Source organism: Castellaniella caeni NBRC 101664, from assembly GCF_001592225.1.
Taxonomy (GTDB): Bacteria; Pseudomonadota; Gammaproteobacteria; order Burkholderiales; family Burkholderiaceae_B; genus Castellaniella; species Castellaniella caeni.
In genome coordinates, this window is the sequence record NZ_BCWN01000012.1 from 36,379 (window position 1) to 53,822 (window position 17,444).

General features: G+C 67.5%; 14 protein-coding genes. 10 read left to right on the top strand and 4 right to left on the bottom strand.

The window, feature by feature from the left end:
• Nucleotides 1–35: 35 nt before the first annotated feature.
• Genes CCA01S_RS09030 through apbC form a run of 3 tightly spaced genes read right to left on the bottom strand, consistent with a single transcriptional unit; the run spans nt 36 to nt 6,696 of the window.
• Nucleotides 36–3,659: a translocation/assembly module TamB domain-containing protein gene (locus CCA01S_RS09030; protein ID WP_066457199.1), complete on the bottom strand. Its 3,624-nt coding sequence runs from the start codon at nt 3,657–3,659 to the stop codon at nt 36–38.
• A complete protein-coding gene (locus CCA01S_RS09035; protein WP_084386638.1) occupies nt 3,656–5,611 on the bottom strand; it encodes an autotransporter assembly complex protein TamA in 1,956 nt (651 codons plus the stop codon). The genes CCA01S_RS09030 and CCA01S_RS09035 overlap by 4 nt, the downstream gene beginning before the upstream one ends.
• A complete protein-coding gene (gene apbC / locus CCA01S_RS09040; protein WP_066457200.1) occupies nt 5,611–6,696 on the bottom strand; it encodes an iron-sulfur cluster carrier protein ApbC in 1,086 nt (361 codons plus the stop codon). Before apbC ends, CCA01S_RS09035 begins: the two co-directional genes overlap by 1 nt.
• A 188-nt stretch (nt 6,697–6,884) precedes the next feature.
• Between apbC and CCA01S_RS09045 the strand changes: the two genes are divergently transcribed.
• Together CCA01S_RS09045 and metG are read left to right on the top strand one after the other, a co-directional pair.
• Nucleotides 6,885–7,157 (top strand): hypothetical protein, encoded by a 273-nt coding sequence (locus CCA01S_RS09045; protein ID WP_066457202.1) that lies wholly within the window; start codon nt 6,885–6,887, stop codon nt 7,155–7,157.
• 77 nt (nt 7,158–7,234) lie between these two features.
• Nucleotides 7,235–9,304, top strand: a complete 2,070-nt coding sequence (metG, locus tag CCA01S_RS09050) for a methionine--tRNA ligase (RefSeq protein ID WP_066457205.1) — start codon at nt 7,235–7,237, stop codon at nt 9,302–9,304.
• Nucleotides 9,305–9,355: 51 nt separating this feature from the next.
• On the opposite strand, the gene CCA01S_RS09055 is transcribed toward metG, so the two are convergent.
• A complete protein-coding gene (locus CCA01S_RS09055) occupies nt 9,356–10,051 on the bottom strand; it encodes a GntR family transcriptional regulator (RefSeq protein WP_066457208.1) in 696 nt (231 codons plus the stop codon).
• A gap of 251 nt (nt 10,052–10,302) precedes the next feature.
• Between CCA01S_RS09055 and CCA01S_RS09060 the strand changes: the two genes are divergently transcribed.
• From CCA01S_RS09060 to CCA01S_RS09095, 8 genes are all read left to right on the top strand, one after another.
• Nucleotides 10,303–10,905: an amino acid synthesis family protein gene (locus tag CCA01S_RS09060; protein ID WP_066457210.1), complete on the top strand. Its 603-nt coding sequence runs from the start codon at nt 10,303–10,305 to the stop codon at nt 10,903–10,905.
• Nucleotides 10,880–11,671 carry an alpha/beta fold hydrolase gene (locus CCA01S_RS09065; RefSeq protein ID WP_066457213.1) on the top strand — a complete coding sequence of 264 codons (792 nt, stop codon included), beginning with the start codon at nt 10,880–10,882 and terminating at the stop codon, nt 11,669–11,671. The genes CCA01S_RS09060 and CCA01S_RS09065 overlap by 26 nt, the downstream gene beginning before the upstream one ends.
• A 20-nt stretch (nt 11,672–11,691) precedes the next feature.
• Entirely contained in the window at nt 11,692–12,624 is a 933-nt protein-coding gene (locus CCA01S_RS16215) for a flavin reductase family protein (protein WP_066457216.1), read from the top strand.
• Nucleotides 12,621–13,658, top strand: a complete 1,038-nt coding sequence (locus CCA01S_RS09075; protein ID WP_066457219.1) for an LLM class flavin-dependent oxidoreductase — start codon at nt 12,621–12,623, stop codon at nt 13,656–13,658. Before CCA01S_RS16215 ends, CCA01S_RS09075 begins: the two co-directional genes overlap by 4 nt.
• 7 nt (nt 13,659–13,665) lie before the next feature.
• The gene (locus CCA01S_RS09080) at nt 13,666–15,129 is read left to right on the top strand and encodes an aldehyde dehydrogenase (RefSeq protein WP_066457222.1); all 1,464 of its coding nucleotides are present in this window, start codon (nt 13,666–13,668) and stop codon (nt 15,127–15,129) included.
• A 3-nt stretch (nt 15,130–15,132) separates the two neighbouring features.
• Entirely contained in the window at nt 15,133–15,468 is a 336-nt protein-coding gene (locus tag CCA01S_RS09085) for an NIPSNAP family protein (RefSeq protein WP_066457229.1), read from the top strand.
• Nucleotides 15,469–15,490: 22 nt separating this feature from the next.
• On the top strand, nt 15,491–16,501 hold the full coding sequence (locus CCA01S_RS09090; RefSeq protein WP_066457231.1) for an ABC transporter substrate-binding protein: 1,011 nt from the start codon (nt 15,491–15,493) through the stop codon (nt 16,499–16,501).
• Nucleotides 16,502–16,568: 67 nt separating this feature from the next.
• Entirely contained in the window at nt 16,569–17,441 is an 873-nt protein-coding gene (locus CCA01S_RS09095) for an ABC transporter permease (protein WP_066457233.1), read from the top strand.
• Nucleotides 17,442–17,444 lie beyond the last annotated feature (3 nt).

Genomic DNA, 17,444 nt, shown 5'->3' on the forward strand with positions numbered 1-17,444 from the left:
GTTCAGTGTTGCGGTATTTTAAGAGAAAACGCGGGTCAATCCACCGACAGCCAGCGATACACCAGCGCCAGGCCGCTGACGGTGCCGACCGTCATCTCCGCCTGCAGGCCGCGCATCAGGCGATAACTGAGCCGCGCCACGGTGCCCGTCTGCGCCAGGGCCTGCTCAAGGCTGACCTTGAGCTTCTCGCTCAGGGTCTTGCTGGCCATCACGAAACGCTGTTCGATGGGGCTCGCCCCCGTGTCCAGGCCGCTGACCACGCTCTCGACCGGCAGGATGCTGCCGGTGCTGCCCAGCTCGCCCGAGCGCATGCTCAGCTCATCCAGGCCGAAGCGCTTGTAGAACGGCTCGCCGCCCGACAGAAACGAGCTGCCCACCGAAAACAGCAGCGACATGTCGCCGCCCGCCTCGTCCGGCCCGTGCCCCAGCAGCAGCCAGGTGAGCTTCTCGGTCTCGCTGACCTCGGGGCGCGACACCAGATCGATGCGTGGATGGCGCGCCGTGCCCACGACCTGCACCCCGGCCTGCACGGCCACGTCCGTGCGCAAGGCCTGGATGTCCAGCACCGGGTTGGCGATGTCGCCCTGGAAGGTGACGGTGCCCCGGCGCAGCTGCAGGTGCTGGCCGTAGGCGTCGATGGCGCCGCCCCGCGTGTGCAAGGCCCCCAGCGCGGTCAATTTGCCCGCGCGCAAGCTCAAGTCCAGGGCGCCCGTCAGGCCTGAATCCAGGCCAAAGCCGGTGAGATAAAAGCGCGGCCCCAGGTCAACGGACAGATCGGCCCGCACGTCCAGCGGCGTCGCTGCGGGCGCCGGGGTCTTCTCGCCCGGCTTGAGCACCACCACGTCGCCGTCCAGCGCCGGGATGTTGCTGAGCATTTCGAGGTCGAACCAGCCGGCATCGGCCACGATCTTGCCCGACAGGTCGATGCGCGGCAGCGAGGCCTGCACGCGCAGATCGCCGCTGATCATGGCGTAGCGGTCGGCCCGCTGCAAGATCGGGTAGCGGCGAAAGCCGATCGTGACGTCGCCCTGCTGGGTGAGCACGTCCCACTGGCCGCTGAGGTCGAGCCCGCCGTTCTGGGCGTCCGGGTTTTCGGTCACCCAGGTGGCGGTGCGCCATTCTTTGGGGGTGACGCGGCGCACGGCGGGAAAATGCAGCCGTTCGAGCACCACCCGCATGCCGTCAAAACGCGCCTGCAAGGTGCCGTCCAGCAGGCGCACGCCCTGATCCACCATGAGGACGCGCAGGCCTTCGCCGCGCAGGGGGCCGGTGAAGCTCCACGTGCCATCGGCCCGGCTGCGCCCCTGGATGTCGGCGTGCACCGTGCCGCCGATTTCGGCCGCGCCGCCCAGAAAAAGATTGACCCAGGACAGGTCTTCGGACTGGGCCTCGACGTGCACCTGCTTGACGTCCTGGGGATGCACGCTCAGGCCGCCCTGTTCGCTTGCATGGATGGGCGTCTCGGCGCGCACGCGCAGGCGCCCCATGTCTTTGGTCACCACCTGCAGGTCGAGCGCCGCCCGGCTGGTCAGCGCGGCGGCGGGACGTATCGCCAGCGCCAGGCTGGCCTGCTGCAGGTGCAGCTGGATGGGCACGTCGCCCGGCACCGTCAGGTCGCCATCCAGCCGTTCGAGCCGCACGTCGCCGCTCAGCGTCTTGGCGAAGGCCAGGGCCCAGTCCAGACGCAGACGCAGCTGGCTGCGGCGCGCCTGCTCGGAGAGCGCCGTGTGCACGCCGCCCGCCTGGGCGCCACCGCGTCCCAGCCAGGCCTGGAGGTCGGTGATGCGCTGCGGCGTGACGACCAGGGGATCGATACGCCCCTTGCTCTGCCACTGACCCGCCTGGCCTTCGGAACCCTGATGCTGGATTTGCAGCAGCGACTGGCCGTCCAGCAGCACGTCCAGCACGGCCTTGCCCACCTGCCAGCGCCAGGGGCGCGGCGCGGCGGCGGGCGATATGGCGGGCGCCGGCCCCAGCGCCAGCGGAATACCCCCCTGGTTGCGCAGCTGCAGACCGGCGTGACGCAGCTGCACCTCGTTCAGGCGCGCCTGCCAGCCCGCGGCGTCCGACCAGCCGCCCGTCAAGTCCAGCTGGGCCTCGACGGGGGCCAGGCCAGGCACCCCCGCGCGCGAATCGGCGGGCACGAAGCGCCCTTGCACAGCCAGCTTGTGCTGCGCCAAAGAGCCGTCCAGCCCCAGGGTCAGCTGGGCGGCGCCCGGGAGGCCGGGCCACAGGGCCGCCAAGGCGGGCAGCTCGGCGTCCAGCTTCAGGCGGCTTTGTGCCGCCGACACCTCGCCCGCCAGGCGCACGCGGTCGCGCCCCAGATCGAGGGCCACGTCCAGCCCGCGCAGCAAGACCGGCAGGAATTCGAACGGCGCGCCCGCATCCAGCAGCGGCCCTTGCACGCGGGCCGCCTCGGCCAACGCCACGTGCCCCTGCAGGGCCTGGCCGTTCCACTGGCTACCCGGATTGATGGTGAGCTTGAAGCCGGCGTCCTGCACCTGTTGATCGGGTGTCAGGCGCAGCTGCAGCTCGCCCGCGAGATCGAAGCGGCTGGCGCCCAGCGCCTTGGGCAGCCAGGGGTTCAGGACGAGCTTGCGCGCTTCGAACGCGGCGCGCACCGGGCGCAGGCCATCGTCGCCCGCCTTGCCCGGCTGTACCTGCAGCGTCAGGCCTGACTGATCCGGCAGCGTCAAGGCAAGCTGTGCCGCCCCCAGCGGGAAAGGCCGCTGCGGAAAAGCCTCGGCCTCGGCTTCGAGCGTCAGCCCCTGGCCGTGGGCATTGGCCCGCACCCGCAGGGCGTCGAGCGTCCCCGCCACCCGCACGTCCAGATCGACCCGGCACGCCGCCTCGGCGGCCGCAGCGGGCGGCTCCGCCGCCTGGACGGCCTGAGCAGCCCGGGCCGGCTTGCCCCGCACGGCGGGCGCGGGCGCGCTCTGGCCGGGCCCTTGCAGCAGGCGCTGGAGACACACGGGCGACTGCGCGCTGCGATCCTGCGCCGTACCGTGCAGATTGAGCTCGAAAGGCCAGGGCGCGGCCAGCCCGCGCAAGGCCAGGTTGCCATTGGCCGTGAGCAGGGTGTCGCCATGCGCCACCTGCAGCTGATCCAGCGCCAGCGTGGCCGTGTGCGCGTCCAACGTCAGGGCCGTGGAAACCGACAGCAACTCCACCGGTAAAGCATTGCCCTGGGTATACACGCCCAGCCCGCCCAGGGCGAGACGGTCGATGCGCAGGCCGATGGGCAAGGCGGGCATCTGGAAAGGCTCGGCCACGGTGGCGGGCTGGGGCGGCGTGGGGCGCACCGCCACGTCCACGCGCACCGCCGACAGATCGTTGATGTGCAGGCGGCGTTGCCAGAGTTCTGGCCACAGGGTCTTCAGGTGCAGGCCCACCACGCGAACCGTAGTACCGGACAGCGACAGCGTCAGCCCATCGACGTACACACCCCGGCTGATGGAGCCGCGCACGCCATGCGCCTGGCCGTCGAGTTGTTCGGCCACGGTCTCGAGCAGCCAGCGCGTGCCCGGTGCGCTGGCGACGCACCACCAGGCCAGGCCCAGCAGCAGCATCAAGGTCAGCACCAGCGGCGGCAGGCACCACAGCCAGACGATGCGCCAGCCGCGCCGCAGGCCGCGCCCCAGTTGCCGCAGGCCGCTCAAAACGCGATCCCCAAGGAAAACTGCAGTCGCAGGCGCCGGTCTTTCTGCGCCCAGGCTACATCGACATTGAAGGGCCCGGCGGGCGTGCGCACCGCCACGCCCGCGCCATAGCCCAGGTGCCAGTCGAACTGCCCGAAGGATGGCGCGGCGTCACCCGCGTCGATGAAGACGTTGGCCCCCAGCAGCTCGGTGAAATAGTGGGTGTATTCAGCGCTGAGGATGCCCAGCACGGGTGCGCCGATGATGGCGTCGCCCCGTTCGAGGCCGATGCTCTGGTAGCGGTAGCCGCGGATGGTGCGCGAACCGCCCGTGCGCCAGGAGAAATCTTGTGGCAGGCGGTCGGTCTTGGACCACACCTTGCCGATCTCGCCGCGGATCGTGACAACATCGCGCTCGCCCACGGGCCACCACTGCTGGGCGCGCAGGCTGCTGCGATAAAAGGCCTTGCCATCGTCGAGCGTCGTGCCCACCCCCAGGCCGAACTCGACCAGATTGCCCTCGCGCGGGTCGTACTTGGCATTGACGTCGCGCCGCAGCCACTGCCAGGTGGCGGCCCAGCTGGGCACCTCGTAGCGATAGGCGTTGTCGATGCGCGTCTTGTCGTAGGCCACGAGCGCGGCCCAGCTGACTTCGTATTCGACCCGGCTGTGGCCCGCGCCCTTGCGTTCCTGGCGGCGCTTCCAGCCAAAGCCGGTGCGGCTGTTCTCGAGGCCCTCGATGTCCGAATGGTCGTACAGCACGCCCACGCTGTCCTGGCTGCCATCAAGGGTGGGCGGCAAATGCACGTCGAAGAAGGCGCGCTGCCGATCCAGATCGACCCCGGCCCCGGTTTCCGTCCAGATGGGCAGGCCGTAGACGACGTTTTGCCGGTACAACCCCTCGACCCGCACCCCGTGGTCGCTGTCGGCACCGATGGAGCTGCTGAAGTAGCGGGCGGGCGCCTCGGTGACCTGCACGCGTACCGGCAAGGTGACGGGCGCATCGCCCGTGGGGCGCAGCGGCGCGGCCTCCGCCCCGGGCGCACTGGGCGGCGCGGCGGCATCGCCCTGCCCGGCAGGCTGGGTGCCGTCCACCAGCGTGACGAAAGCCCCGCGGAAAAAGGCGGTGGACTGCAAAGCCTGCTGCCACTCGGCCAGCTGCGCCTGGTCGTAGGCGTCGCCCGGCGCATAGCGCACGTAGCGCCGGATCAGAGACTCGGGCACGCGCTTGAGGCCCAGCACCTGCAGCGCGCCCAGGCGCACGGGCGGGCCGCTATCGACGGTGACCGACAGGTCGGCCTGCGCGGTCTGGGGATCGACCGCGGCCCGGGTGGGATCGAGGCGCGCGAAGTAGAAATCCCGCGCCCCCACGGCATCCAGCAGGCCGGACTTGGCCGTGCTCCAGTCGTCGTTGATGAAGGGCATGCCCGGCTTGAGCAGCCAGTTTTTCTTCAGCGCCGCGCGCCGCGCGGCATAGTGCTCGCCCGCCAGCGCGCCACGAAAATCCAGGCCCAGCTGGCGCACTCGGGCGCGCACCCCCGGTTCGATCGTGATGTCCCAGAACTCGCCGCCATTGGGTGCGCCTTCGGCGACGTCGAGTGTGACGGTCGAGGAAAAATAGCCCTGCGTCTGCAAGGCCGCCTGCGCGGCATCCCAGGCGCGGCGCCGCAGGCGGCCCACCTCGCGCACATCCTGGTCGTCCGCCAGGCGGGTGATGTTGCCCACCGCCTCGGTGATGGCCTGCAGCACCTTGGGGGGCGCGCCGCCCGGGTCGATGATGACCTCGGGGGGCGCCGCCAGCGCCGGGCCGCACAAGAACAGGCCCGAGCCGCACAGGGCCAGGCGCCAGGCGCGAAAGCAGAGATGAAAGCGCAGCGTGCGCCCGCAGAGCCCCGGCGCCCGGCGGCGGCCCCTGGCGCGGCGCAACGCGGCACGCCAGGAGTCACCCGCCGAAGCCAGAACCCCCTGGGGCATCAGACGGGACGGGCCACGACGCGAGGACGTGTTCCTGAATCATCCAGCGGCTGGCCCGCCACGTGCACGGCCAGCTGGTGGGCGATCTCGTGGTACAGCTGCGCCGCCTTGCCATTGGGCGAGGCCACGACGCTGGGGCGGCCGGAATCGGTTTCTTCGCGGATGTCGAGCTGCAGGGGCAGCCCCCCCAGCCACGGCAGGTGATAGGTGGCGGCCAGCTGGCGGCCGCCATCCTTGCCAAAAATGGGTTCGACGTGGCCACAGTTGGAACACACGTGCACCGACATGTTTTCAACGATTCCCAGCACCGGGACATCCACCTTCTGGAACATGATCAGACCCTTGCGGGCATCGGCCAGGGCAAGGTCTTGCGGGGTCGTGACGATGATGGCCCCCGTGAGCGGCACCTTTTGCGCCATGGTGAGCGCAATATCGCCTGTTCCGGGAGGCATGTCCACAATCAGATAATCCAGATTGTCCCAATTTGTAAGCGACAGCAGCTGGGTCAGCGCCTGGGTGACCATGGGGCCGCGCCAGATGGCGGGGCCGTCGTCATCCATGAGAAAACCGATGGAATTGGCCTGCAGGCCGTGGCCGACGAGCGGTTCCATGCTCTTGCCATCGGTGCTCTTGGGCTTGCCCGACAGGCCCAGCATGATGGGCACGCTGGGGCCGTAGATGTCGGCATCGAGCAGGCCCACGCGCGCGCCCTGGGCATGCAGCGCCAGGGCCAGGTTGACGGACGTGGTGCTCTTGCCCACGCCGCCCTTGCCCGAGGCCACGGCGATGACGTTGCGCACGCTGTCCAGCGGGCGCAGGCCGCGCTGCACGGCGTGGGTGGCAATCTTCGACTGGAACTGCAGGCTGCCCAGGCGAATCTGCGCAGCGGCAAGCGCGGTCTGGATGGCCTCGCGCAAAGCCTGCTCGCCATTGAATAAGGGATAGCCCAGGGTTACAGTGATATCGAAGGCATCGCCCGTGGCCGCGACCTGCAGTTCGGGTTCTGTCACCGCCAGGGTCTTGCGCGTATCGGGGTTGATGACCCGTGACAAGACCTGGCGAACGTCCTGGGAAGTGGTGCTCATGGAGGGGCCCTGATGAAAAGAATCGAAACCACAAGCATAGCGGATTCCCCTGGAAATCTGCAGATTGCCCCCAATATGAACACCGGCACCCGGCTACGCACCGACGCACGACGACTGCCGCTTCCCACACCGCGCGGGCAACCCGCACCACGCCTGCAACTTTTTCCGGCCCCAGGAGTCCCACTCTCATGAACATCATCCAGCAAACCCTGCGCGCCGCCCTTTTCCTGGTTCTGGCCTTCTTCGGCCTGATCATGGCACTGGTCTTCATGGCATCCACCGTGCTGGCCATCGGCGTGCTGTACATCGTGGCCCGCCTGCAAGGCAGGCCCTTCGGCGTGAAGGCCTACTGGGCCGAGCGCCGCCGTCCGACCATGCCGCCGCGACCAGGCGCCTGGGCGCGCACCGACACCCCGCGCCGCCAGGACGTCACCGACATCGAAATGCGCGAAATTCCCTGACGGCCCCTGAAGCCCGCGACGGCTTGTCAACGCGCGGACTGCTAGAATCAGAGCTTTTCGCCCTTACTCTGTCAGCCATGCCGCGCACGATCTTCGTCACCACTGCCCTGCCCTACGCCAATGGGTCTTTTCACATTGGCCATATCATGGAATACATCCAGGCGGACACCTGGGTGCGCAGCATGCGCATGGCGGGCCACACGGTGCATTTCGTCGGTGCGGACGACGCCCACGGGGCGCCCATCATGCTCAAGGCGCAGGCCGAGGGCATCACGCCCCAGGCGCTGGTGGCCCGCTACGCCAACGAGCGGCCCAAGTACCTCAATGGCTTTCACGTCCGCTTCGACCACTGGCACAGCACCGATTCCACCGAGAACGTCGAGCTGTCCCAGGACATCTACCGCGCGCTGAAGGCGGCGGGCTTCATCGACAGCCGCGAGATCGAGCAGTTCTACGACCCCATCAAGGGCATGTTCCTGCCCGACCGCTACATCAAGGGCGAGTGCCCGCGCTGCCACGCCAAAGACCAGTATGGCGACTCCTGCGAGGTCTGCGGGGCGGTCTACAGCCCCACCGAACTCATCGAACCCTATTCCACGCTCACCAAGGCGCGGCCCGTGCTGCGCAGCTCCGAGCACTTCTTCTTTCGCCTGTCCGATTCGCGCTGCGTGGCCTTCCTGCAAGAATGGACGAACAGCCGCCGCGCCGACGGCACGCCGCGCCTGCAATCCGAGGTGCTGGGCAAGACGCGCGAATGGCTGGGCACCAGCGAAGGCGCCGAGGCCAACCTGGCCGACTGGGACATCTCGCGCGACGAGCCCTACTTCGGCATCCCCATCCCGGACGCGCCGGGCAAGTACTTCTACGTGTGGCTCGACGCCCCCGTCGGCTACCTGGCATCGCTCAAGGCCTACTGCAAAAAACAGGGGCTGGACTACGACGCGCTGCTGGCCCCCGACAGCGCCACCGAGCAGGTGCACTTCATCGGCAAGGACATCGTCTACTTTCACGCCCTGTTCTGGCCCGCCATGCTGAAGTTCTCGGGCCGCAAGGTGCCCGACATGCTGCACGTGCACGGTTTCATCACGGTCAGCGGCGAAAAAATGTCCAAGAGCCGCGGCACGGGCATCTCGCCGCTGCGCTACCTCGACATCGGCATGGACGCCGAATGGCTGCGCTACTACATCGCCGCCAAGCTCAACGGCCACGTCGAAGACCTCGACTTCAACCCGGACGACTTCATCGCCCGCGTCAACAGCGACCTCATCGGCAAGTACGTCAACATTGCCAGCCGGGCCGCCACCTTCATCACCCGCCACTTCGACGGCGCCCTGGGCTACGCGGGCGACACCGAACTGCTGCGCGCCGAACTGCGCGCCTGCGCCGCCGAGGTGCGGGCCGACTTCGAAGCGCGCGAATACGGCCGCGCCGTGCGCCGCATCATGGCCCTGGCCGACAAGATCAACCAGGCTTTCGACGCCGCCCAGCCCTGGGTGCTGGCCAAGGGTCTGGCGCAGGCCGAGCCCGCGCAAAAGGCCGCCTTGCAGGACATCTGCTCGCGCGCCCTGGCGGGCTTCCAGGCACTGTCCGTGATGCTCGCCCCGGTGCTGCCCGCGCTCACCCGGCGCGTGGCGCACGAACTCTTTGGCCGCACGCAAGACTACGTCTGGGCCGACGCCGACGACCTGCCGCAGCACATCAGCGCCTTCAAGCACCTGATGCAGCGCGTAGACCCGGCCCAGCTCGAGGCCCTGTTCGAGCCGCCCGAAGCCCCCGCCACGGTGCCCGGCGGCGAGCCCATCGCCGACACCATCGACATCAAAGATTTCGCCCGCATCGACCTGCGCATCGCGCGCATCGTCGAATGCACCGAGGTCGAAGGTTCCGACAAACTGCTGCGCCTGTCGCTGGATGTGGGCGAGGGCCGCCTGCGTCAGGTGTTTTCCGGCATCAAATCGATGTACAAGCCCGCCGACCTGACCGGCAAGCTGACGGTGATGGTGGCCAACCTGGCCCCGCGCAAGATGCGCTTTGGCGTATCCGAAGGCATGGTGCTGGCCGCCAGCCACGCCGACGAAAAAGCCCAGCCCGGCATCTACGTGCTCGAACCCTTCGAGGGCGCGCAGCCGGGCATGCGCATCCACTAGGCCAGGCACGCCGCCAGGGGCCGCTCCCGCCTGACGCGCGGCCATCACTGGCTAAGCAGGAACGGCCGCCTCTTGCAGCAGCACCTGGTGCGCGATCTGCGCCGCGGCGGCCACGTGCGCGCGGCAGGCGGCGGCCGCGGCCTGCGGGTCGCCCGCCTGGATGGCGTCGAAAATCAGCTTCAGCTGCTGCGGGCCCGAGCGCGTGCGCCCGCTGGTGGACAGGGTCATGACCCGCAGCCGCGAAATGCGGCTATTGAGCCGCGTGACGATTTCCCAGGCCATGGTGTTGTGGCCGGCCTGGAAGATCACCTGGTAGAACGTCGTGGTGGCGTCGATGATCGCCATGGGGTCGGCCCCCTGCGAGGCCGCCTGCAAGGCGGCAAAGGCCTGGGTCAAGGCGGCCTTGACCGCCGCATCGGCCCCCTGCGCGCAGTCGGCCACGGCCTTGGCCTCTAGCATGGCGCGGATCTCGTAAATCTGGCGGGCGTCATCCCAGCTCAGGCTGGCCACGATCGGCCCCTGGCGCTGCAGCATCTCGATCAGGCCCTCGGCCTCGAGATGACGGATCACCTCGCGGATCACCGAACGCGACACCCCCAGCTGATCGCACAATGAACGCTCGACCAGGCGTTCGCCAGGCTCGAATACGCCGCTGATGATGGCGCGCCGCATGCGATCCAGCGCCATTTCCCGCAAGGTGGTCGGGGGCGTCTCGATGCGCAGGAAATCTGCTTCTTTGGTGCTCATGACGATCAGTTCCTCTGGTCTTCCTGCCTGAAATGGTAAAGCCTAGGGTAAATCCTTAGACTTCAAGCCAGCCGTATTTCAAAAGACAATAATAATTCTTGCAAAACAGTCGCTTATCGCGTGCCGTCAAAGCCACGATTCATCTTGCGCAGCAAGCATTCTCCCATCCAGACCCGTGCGCCGCTCGAATCACGCATTGACTTTCATTGGTATACCATCATACGCTAATACCAACTTACAAGGAGTAGCGCATGACGCCCCACATTCGTAAAACCCTGCTGAACGTCGAAACCATCCTCATCGAAGGCGGCAAAGAGGCCCCCACGCCCACCAAGCTCATCTCGGCCATCGCCGTCATCAAGAACCCCTGGGCGGGCCGCGGCTTCGTCGAAGACCTCAAGCCCGAAATCCACGCCGTCGCCCCCGTCGTCGGCCAAGTGCTCACCCAGATGATCATCGACACCGCAGGTTCGGGCGACGCGGTGGAAGCCTATGGCAAGGCCGCCATCGTGGGCCTGGACGGCGAAATCGAGCACGCCTCGGCCATCATCCACACGCTGCGCTTTGGCAACCTGTACCGTTCCGCCGTCAAGGCCAAGTCGTACCTCTCTTTCTGCAATACGCGCGGTCCGGCCAACGCGCCCGTCCTGATCCCCCTGATGGACAAGAACGACGTCGGGCGCCGCTCGCACTACCTGACGATCCAGACGGCGGTTGCCGACGCGCCCGCCGCCGACGAGATCCTCATCGCGCTGGGCGCCTCGATCGGCGGGCAGCCGCACCACCGGATCGGCGACCGCTATCAAGACTTGAAGGAGCTTGGCAACGATGCTGAAAACCCTGCCGCGGTCTAAAACTCGCACAGGCACCGCCTTTGTCGATCTCGGCAAGGGCGATGAGACGACCATCCTCATCCACGGGGTCGGCATGCGCATCGAGGCCTGGACGCCCCAGCTCGAACAGCTCTCCAAAGCACATCGCGTCGTGGCCGTCGACCTGCCCGGGCACGGCGAATCGGCCCTGCTGGAAGATGCCGCCCGGCTGCCGGACTTCGTCGCCTGGTTCGACCACTTCCTGCGCGAGCTGGACATCGGCACGGCCAACGTGGTGGGCCATTCCATGGGGGCGCTGATCGCGTCCGGCATCGTCGCCACGGCGCCCGAGAAGGTGCGCCGGGTGGCACTGCTGAACGGCGTCTACCGGCGCACCGACGCGGCGCGCGAGGCCGTCAAGACCCGCGCTGAGCAGATCGGCTCGGGGCGCTTCGACCCGTTTGCGCCGCTGGCGCGCTGGTTCGACGCCACCGACACACACAGCGCCACCTACGAACTGGTGCACGACCTGCTGGCCAGCGTCAACCCGGCGGGCTACGCCACCGCCTACCACGCCTTTGCCGAAGGCGACGCCGTGTACTCGGACTGCTGGCCCGCAGTGCGCTGCCCCGCCCTGTTTCTCACCGGCAGCGACGACCACAACTCCACCGCCGCGATGGCCGACGCCATGGCCGCGGCCACGCCCAAGGGGCAGGCCGTCGTCATCCAGGGACACCGTCACATGGTAAATCTGACCGCGCCCGAACAGGTCGATCACGCGCTCCAGCACTGGCTGTCCGCCAGCTGAACCCCCCGGAGGAGACCCACATGAATCTGGATGCAAGAGAGCTGCGCGACGCCTTCGGCGCCTTTCTCACGGGCGTCACCGTCGTCACGACGCACAACGAAGCCCGCGAACCCGTCGGCTTCACCGCCAACAGCTTCACCAGCGTATCGCTGGATCCGCCCCTGCTGCTGGTATGCCTGGCCAAGACATCGCGCAACGCGCCCACGTTCAAGCAGGCCCAAGGTTTCGCCATCAACATCCTGTCGGATCGACAGAAAGAAATATCCAACACGTTCGCCCGCCCGGTGGCGGATCGCTTCGGCACCGTCCAGTGGCAAAACGGCCCGCTGGGGTCGCCGATCTTCACCGACGTGGCGGCCTGGTTCGACTGCGCCAACCATTCGGTGATCGACGCGGGCGACCACCTCGTGCTGATCGGCCGCGTGGAACACTTCGGCAACAGCGGCAAGCGCGGCCTGGGCTACGCCCGCGGCGGCTATTTCACGCCCACGCTGACGGAAAAACAACTGCTCTCCAAGGTGGACAACCCCCTCATGCTGGGCGTGGTCGCCGAGTACCAGGGACAGATTTTTCTGGTCGACGACGGCGCGGGCGGGCTCACCATCCCCTTCGTCGAGAAGACGGAAACCGAAGGCATGGACGTCTTCAAAGCGCGGCTGCAGACTTGCCTGGGCACCGAGCCGCAAATCGGTTTCCTGTACTCCGTCTACGAAGACACGGACACCGGCCTGCAGCACGTGGTGTACCGCGCGGGGATCGCCGACCCGCACGGCGCCTGCGGCACGCTCTTTCCCGCCGAACGCCCGCCCCTGGAACGCATCCGCGACAGCGCGGTGCGCGACATCGTCAAGCGCTACGGCCAGGAAAGCACGCTGGGCAATTTCGGCATTTATTTCGGCAATCAAGACACCGGCCACGTCCACGTGGCGGCAGCACAAAGGGAACCGTCATGAAACTTTCACTATTCGTCCACATGGAACGACTGGACGCGCACCAGACCGACCAGGAACTCTATGAAGAGTTCATCGCCCTGTGCCAGATCGCCGACCGAGGCGGCATGCACGCCGTCTGGACGGGCGAACACCACGCCATGGGCTTCACCATCGCCCCCAATCCGTTCATCAACCTGGCCGACCTCGCGCGCCGCACCGAGCACGTCCGGCTGGGCACAGGGACGGTCGTGGCGCCGTTCTGGCACCCCATCAAGCTTGCGGGCGAAGCCGCCATGACGGACATCGTCACCGATGGCCGCCTGGAAATCGGCATCGCGCGCGGTGCCTACAACTTCGAATACGAGCGGCTCATGCCCGGCCTGGACGCCTGGACGGCGGGCCAGCGCATGCGCGAACTGATTCCAGCCGTACAGAAGCTCTGGGCGGGCGATTACGCGCACGACGGCGAATTCTGGAAGTTTCCCAAGACGACCTCGGCACCCAAGCCCCTGCAGCAACCGCATCCCCCGCTGTGGATTGCCGCCCGGGATCCGAACAGCCACGAGTTCGCCGTCGCCAACGGCTGCAACGTGCAATGCACACCGCTGTGGAACGGCGACCCCGAAATCGATAGTCTGATGCAGCGCTTCAACGACGCCTGCCAGAAGCACCCCCAGGTCGAGCGGCCCAAAATCATGCTGCTGCAGCACACCTACGTGGGCAGCGACGCGGCGGACATCGAGCAGGCCGCGCACGAGCTGAGCGTCTACTACAACTACTTCTTCGCCTGGTTCAAGAACGAACGCCCCATCAGCCAGGCGCTCATCCAACGACTGACGCCCGAAGAGCTGGCGGCAAACGCCACGCTGTCACCCGAGGTGATGCGCAGCAACCTGCCCGTGGGCACGGCGCAGGACGTCATCGGCCGCCTGAAGCACTACGAGGCACTGGGCTACGACGAATACGCCGTCTGGATCGACAGCGGCATGAGTTTCGAGCGCAAGAAGGCCTCACTGGAGCGCTTCATCCGCGACGTCATGCCCGCATTCCAGTGAGGTAGCCATGCAAGTCTTTCAGCAATACATCGATGGGGCCTTCGACGCCGGCAGCGCGCAATTTGAATCGCGCGATCCGGCCACCGGTGAAGTCTGGGCCACCATGCCCGAGGCCCGCGAAGCCGACGTCGACCGGGCCGTGCGCGCCGCGCAGCAGGCGCTGCACACGGGGCCCTGGGCGCGGATGAGCGCCACGGCACGCGGCAAGCTGCTGTACCGGCTGGCCGAGCTCGTACAGCAAAACGCGCCACGGCTGGCCGAACTGGAAACGCGCGACACCGGGAAAGTCATCCGCGAAACGTCGGCGCAGATCGCCTACGTGGCGGACTACTACCGCTACTACGTCGGCCTGGCCGACAAGATCGAGGGCGCCACGCTGCCCATCGACAAAGCCGACATGGACGTCTGGACGCTGCGCGAGCCCGTGGGCGTCGTCGCCGCCGTCGTCCCCTGGAACAGCCAATTGTTCCTCTCGGCCGTCAAGCTCGGCCCGGCGCTGGCCGCGGGCTGCACCCTGGTGCTCAAGGCCTCGGAAGAGGCTCCGGCTCCCCTGCTGGAATTCGCCCGGCTGGTGCACGAGGCGGGCTTTCCCGCCGGGGTCGTCAACGTCATCACTGGCTTTGGCCCCAGCTGCGGCAGCCCACTGACCAGCCACCCGGGCGTCGCTCACATCGCTTTCACGGGCGGCCCGGGCACGGCGGCCCACGTCGTGCGCAACTCGGCGGAAAACCTGGCCAGCACCTCGCTGGAACTGGGCGGCAAGTCGCCCTTCATCGTCTTTGCCGACGCCGACCTCGAAAGCGCGGCCAACGCGCAGGTGGCGGGCATCTTCGCGGCCACCGGCCAAAGCTGCGTGGCGGGTTCGCGCCTGCTGGTCGAGGCCTCGATCAAGGACCGCTTCCTGCAGCTGCTCAAGGCCAAGGCCGAAGCGATCCGCATCGGCAGCCCGCTGTCGCGCGACACGGAAGTCGGGCCGCTGTGCACCCAGCGCCAGCGCGACGCCATCCGCGCGGTCGTGGAACAGTCCATCGCCGCCGGCGCCAAGGTGGTGACGGGCGCGCACGAGATCGCGGGCGGCGGCTACTACTACCCGCCCACGATCCTGGACTGCGACGGCATCCAGTCGCCCTCGGCGCAGACGGAGCTGTTCGGCCCCGTGCTGTCCGTGAACGCGTTCCAGGACGAGGACGAGGCCGTGACGCGTGCCAACGCCACGCGCTACGGCCTGGCCTCGGGGGTCTTCACGCAGAACCTGGGGCGCGCCCACCGACTGATCCGGCGCATCCACGCGGGCGTGGTCTGGGTGAACACCTACCGCGCGGTCTCGCCGATCGCGCCGTTCGGCGGCTATGGCCTGTCCGGCCACGGGCGCGAAGGCGGGCTCGCCGCCGCGCTGGACTACACGCGTACCAAGACCGTCTGGCTCAACACCTCGGACGCCCCGTTTCCCGACCCTTTCGTGATGAGGTAAGCCATGCTCTACGAAGTCCGCACCTACCAGCTCAAGAACGGCGGCGTTCCCGCCTATCTCCAGGCTATTGGCGACGAGGGGATCGCCATCCAGCAGCGCCACCTGGGGCACCTCGTGGCCTACTTCCACTCGGAAATCGGCCCGCTCAACGAGATCGTCCACATCTGGGGCTATGCCAGCCTGGACGACCGGCAGGCGCGCCGCGCCGCGCTGGCGGCCGACCCGCAATGGCAGGCCTTCCTGCCCAAGATCCGCGACCTCATCGTCAGCGGCAACAACAAGATCATGCGGGCCGCCGCCTTCTCCCCCGTGGGTGGCACCAGCAACGACAAACCCTGACCCTGCAAGGCGGAGACAAGCAATGAATCTGAAGACGACACTGGGCATCCTGGCCCTGATCGGCAGCACCGGCGCCCTGGCCGCCGAACCGGCCATGGTATTCACCTCCTGGGGCGGCACGACCCAGGACGCACAAAAAAGCGTCTGGGCGGACGGTTTCAGCCAGGCCGACCACGTCAAGGTGCTGCAAGACGGCCCCACCGACTACGGCAAGATCAAGGCCATGGTCGAGGCCGGAGCCGTCACCTGGGACGTGGTGGACGCCGAAGGGGACTACGCCGTCAAGGCGGGCAACGACGGCCTACTGGAAAAACTGGACTTCTCCATCATCGACAAGAGCCGGCTCGACCCCCGCTTCGTCACGGATTATTCGGTTGGCAGCTTCTACTACTCGTTCGTGATCGGCTGCAACAAGGACGCCGTCAAGGCCTGCCCCAAGACCTGGGCCGAACTCTTCGACCTGAAGGCATTCCCCGGCAAGCGCACGTTCTACAAATGGTCGGCCCCGGGGGTGATCGAGGCCGCCTTGCTGGCCGACGGCGTGGCCCCCGACAAGCTCTATCCGCTGGATCTGGATCGGGCCTTCAAGAAGCTGGACACCATCAAGTCCAGCATCGTGTGGTGGAGCAGCGGCGCGCAATCGCAACAGCTGCTGGCCTCGGCGGAAACCCCCTACGGCTTTTTCTGGAACGGTCGGCTGACGGCGCTGACGCAGACGGGCGTCCACGTGGAAACCTCGTGGAACCAGAACATCACCGCCGCCGACATGCTCGTCGTGCCCAAAGGGGTGGCGAACAAGGCGGCGGCCATGAAGTTCATCGCCTTCGCCACCAGCCCGGCGTCCCAGGCCAAGTTCGCCGAGCTGACCGGCTACGCGCCCACCAACCTGGACGCGCCGGCCCTGATGCCCCAGGCGGTGCGCGAAACGCTGCCCGACGCGCAGGCCGCAACCCAGGTGAACGCCGACCTGCAGTACTGGGCCCAGCACCGTGACGACATCGCCACGCGCTGGTATGCGTGGCAGGCGCGCTGATCCGCCTGGCAATTCACACGACAAGAGGCCGCTCCAGCGGCCCCCTCTCAGAGACAAGGTAACCCAAATGGCTCCATACACAGCCGTTGCTCCGGCGCCCGGTATTGTCACGCGCCGTCGGCCGCTGCTCAGCGCGCCGCTGCGGCACATCACGCCCACGCTGATCCTGGTCGTCCTCTTTTTCATCGTGCCCGTCGCGATGCTGCTGCTGCGCAGCGTGCTCGAACCCACGGTGGGCCTGGAAAACTACGCCACGCTCTTTGGCTCGACGACCTACCTGCGCATCTTCCTGAACACCTTCATGGTCGCCGGCATCGTGACGATCCTGTCCGTCCTCATTGGCTTCCCGGTGGCCTGGCTGCTGGCCATCATGCCGCGCAAATGGTCGGCGATCTTCCTCGCGGTGATCGTGCTCTCGATGTGGATCAACCTGCTGGCGCGCACCTACGCCTGGATGGTGCTGCTGCAGCGCACGGGCGTCATCAACAAGGTGCTGCTGAGCCTGGGCATCATCGACCAGCCCCTGGCCCTGGTGAACAACATCACCGGCGTGTCGATCGGCATGACCTACATCATGCTGCCCTTCATCATCCTGCCGCTGATCGGCGTCATCCGTTCGATCGACGCGGCCACGCTGCGCGCGGCGGCCCTGTGCGGCGCCAACCGGTGGCAGTGCTTCAGCCGCGTGCTGCTGCCGCTCTCGCTGCCCGGCATCGCTGCGGGCGCGCTCATGGTGTTCGTCATGTCGCTGGGCTATTTCGTCACGCCCGCCCTGCTGGGCGGCGCATCCAGCATGATGCTGGCCGAACTGATCGCCCAGCTGGTGCAGTCCCTGGTGAAGTGGGGCCTGGGCGGGGCCACGGCCTTCGTGCTGCTGGTCGTCACGCTGGGGCTGTATTTCGTCCAGCTGAATTTCTTCACGGCTCACGGCAAGAGGTGAATC

Coding starts and splice junctions, on each gene's coding strand:
- CCA01S_RS09085 (WP_066457229.1), top strand. CDS start 15,133: ATGCTCTACGAAGTCCGCACCTACCAGCTCAAGAACGGCGGCGTTCCC.
- CCA01S_RS09075 (WP_066457219.1), top strand. CDS start 12,621: ATGAAACTTTCACTATTCGTCCACATGGAACGACTGGACGCGCACCAG.
- CCA01S_RS09035 (WP_084386638.1), bottom strand. CDS start 5,611: ATGCCCCAGGGGGTTCTGGCTTCGGCGGGTGACTCCTGGCGTGCCGCG.
- CCA01S_RS09090 (WP_066457231.1), top strand. CDS start 15,491: ATGAATCTGAAGACGACACTGGGCATCCTGGCCCTGATCGGCAGCACC.
- CCA01S_RS09080 (WP_066457222.1), top strand. CDS start 13,666: ATGCAAGTCTTTCAGCAATACATCGATGGGGCCTTCGACGCCGGCAGC.
- CCA01S_RS09095 (WP_066457233.1), top strand. CDS start 16,569: ATGGCTCCATACACAGCCGTTGCTCCGGCGCCCGGTATTGTCACGCGC.
- CCA01S_RS09060 (WP_066457210.1), top strand. CDS start 10,303: ATGACGCCCCACATTCGTAAAACCCTGCTGAACGTCGAAACCATCCTC.
- CCA01S_RS09055 (WP_066457208.1), bottom strand. CDS start 10,051: ATGAGCACCAAAGAAGCAGATTTCCTGCGCATCGAGACGCCCCCGACC.
- apbC (WP_066457200.1), bottom strand. CDS start 6,696: ATGAGCACCACTTCCCAGGACGTTCGCCAGGTCTTGTCACGGGTCATC.
- CCA01S_RS09045 (WP_066457202.1), top strand. CDS start 6,885: ATGAACATCATCCAGCAAACCCTGCGCGCCGCCCTTTTCCTGGTTCTG.
- CCA01S_RS16215 (WP_066457216.1), top strand. CDS start 11,692: ATGAATCTGGATGCAAGAGAGCTGCGCGACGCCTTCGGCGCCTTTCTC.
- CCA01S_RS09065 (WP_066457213.1), top strand. CDS start 10,880: ATGCTGAAAACCCTGCCGCGGTCTAAAACTCGCACAGGCACCGCCTTT.
- metG (WP_066457205.1), top strand. CDS start 7,235: ATGCCGCGCACGATCTTCGTCACCACTGCCCTGCCCTACGCCAATGGG.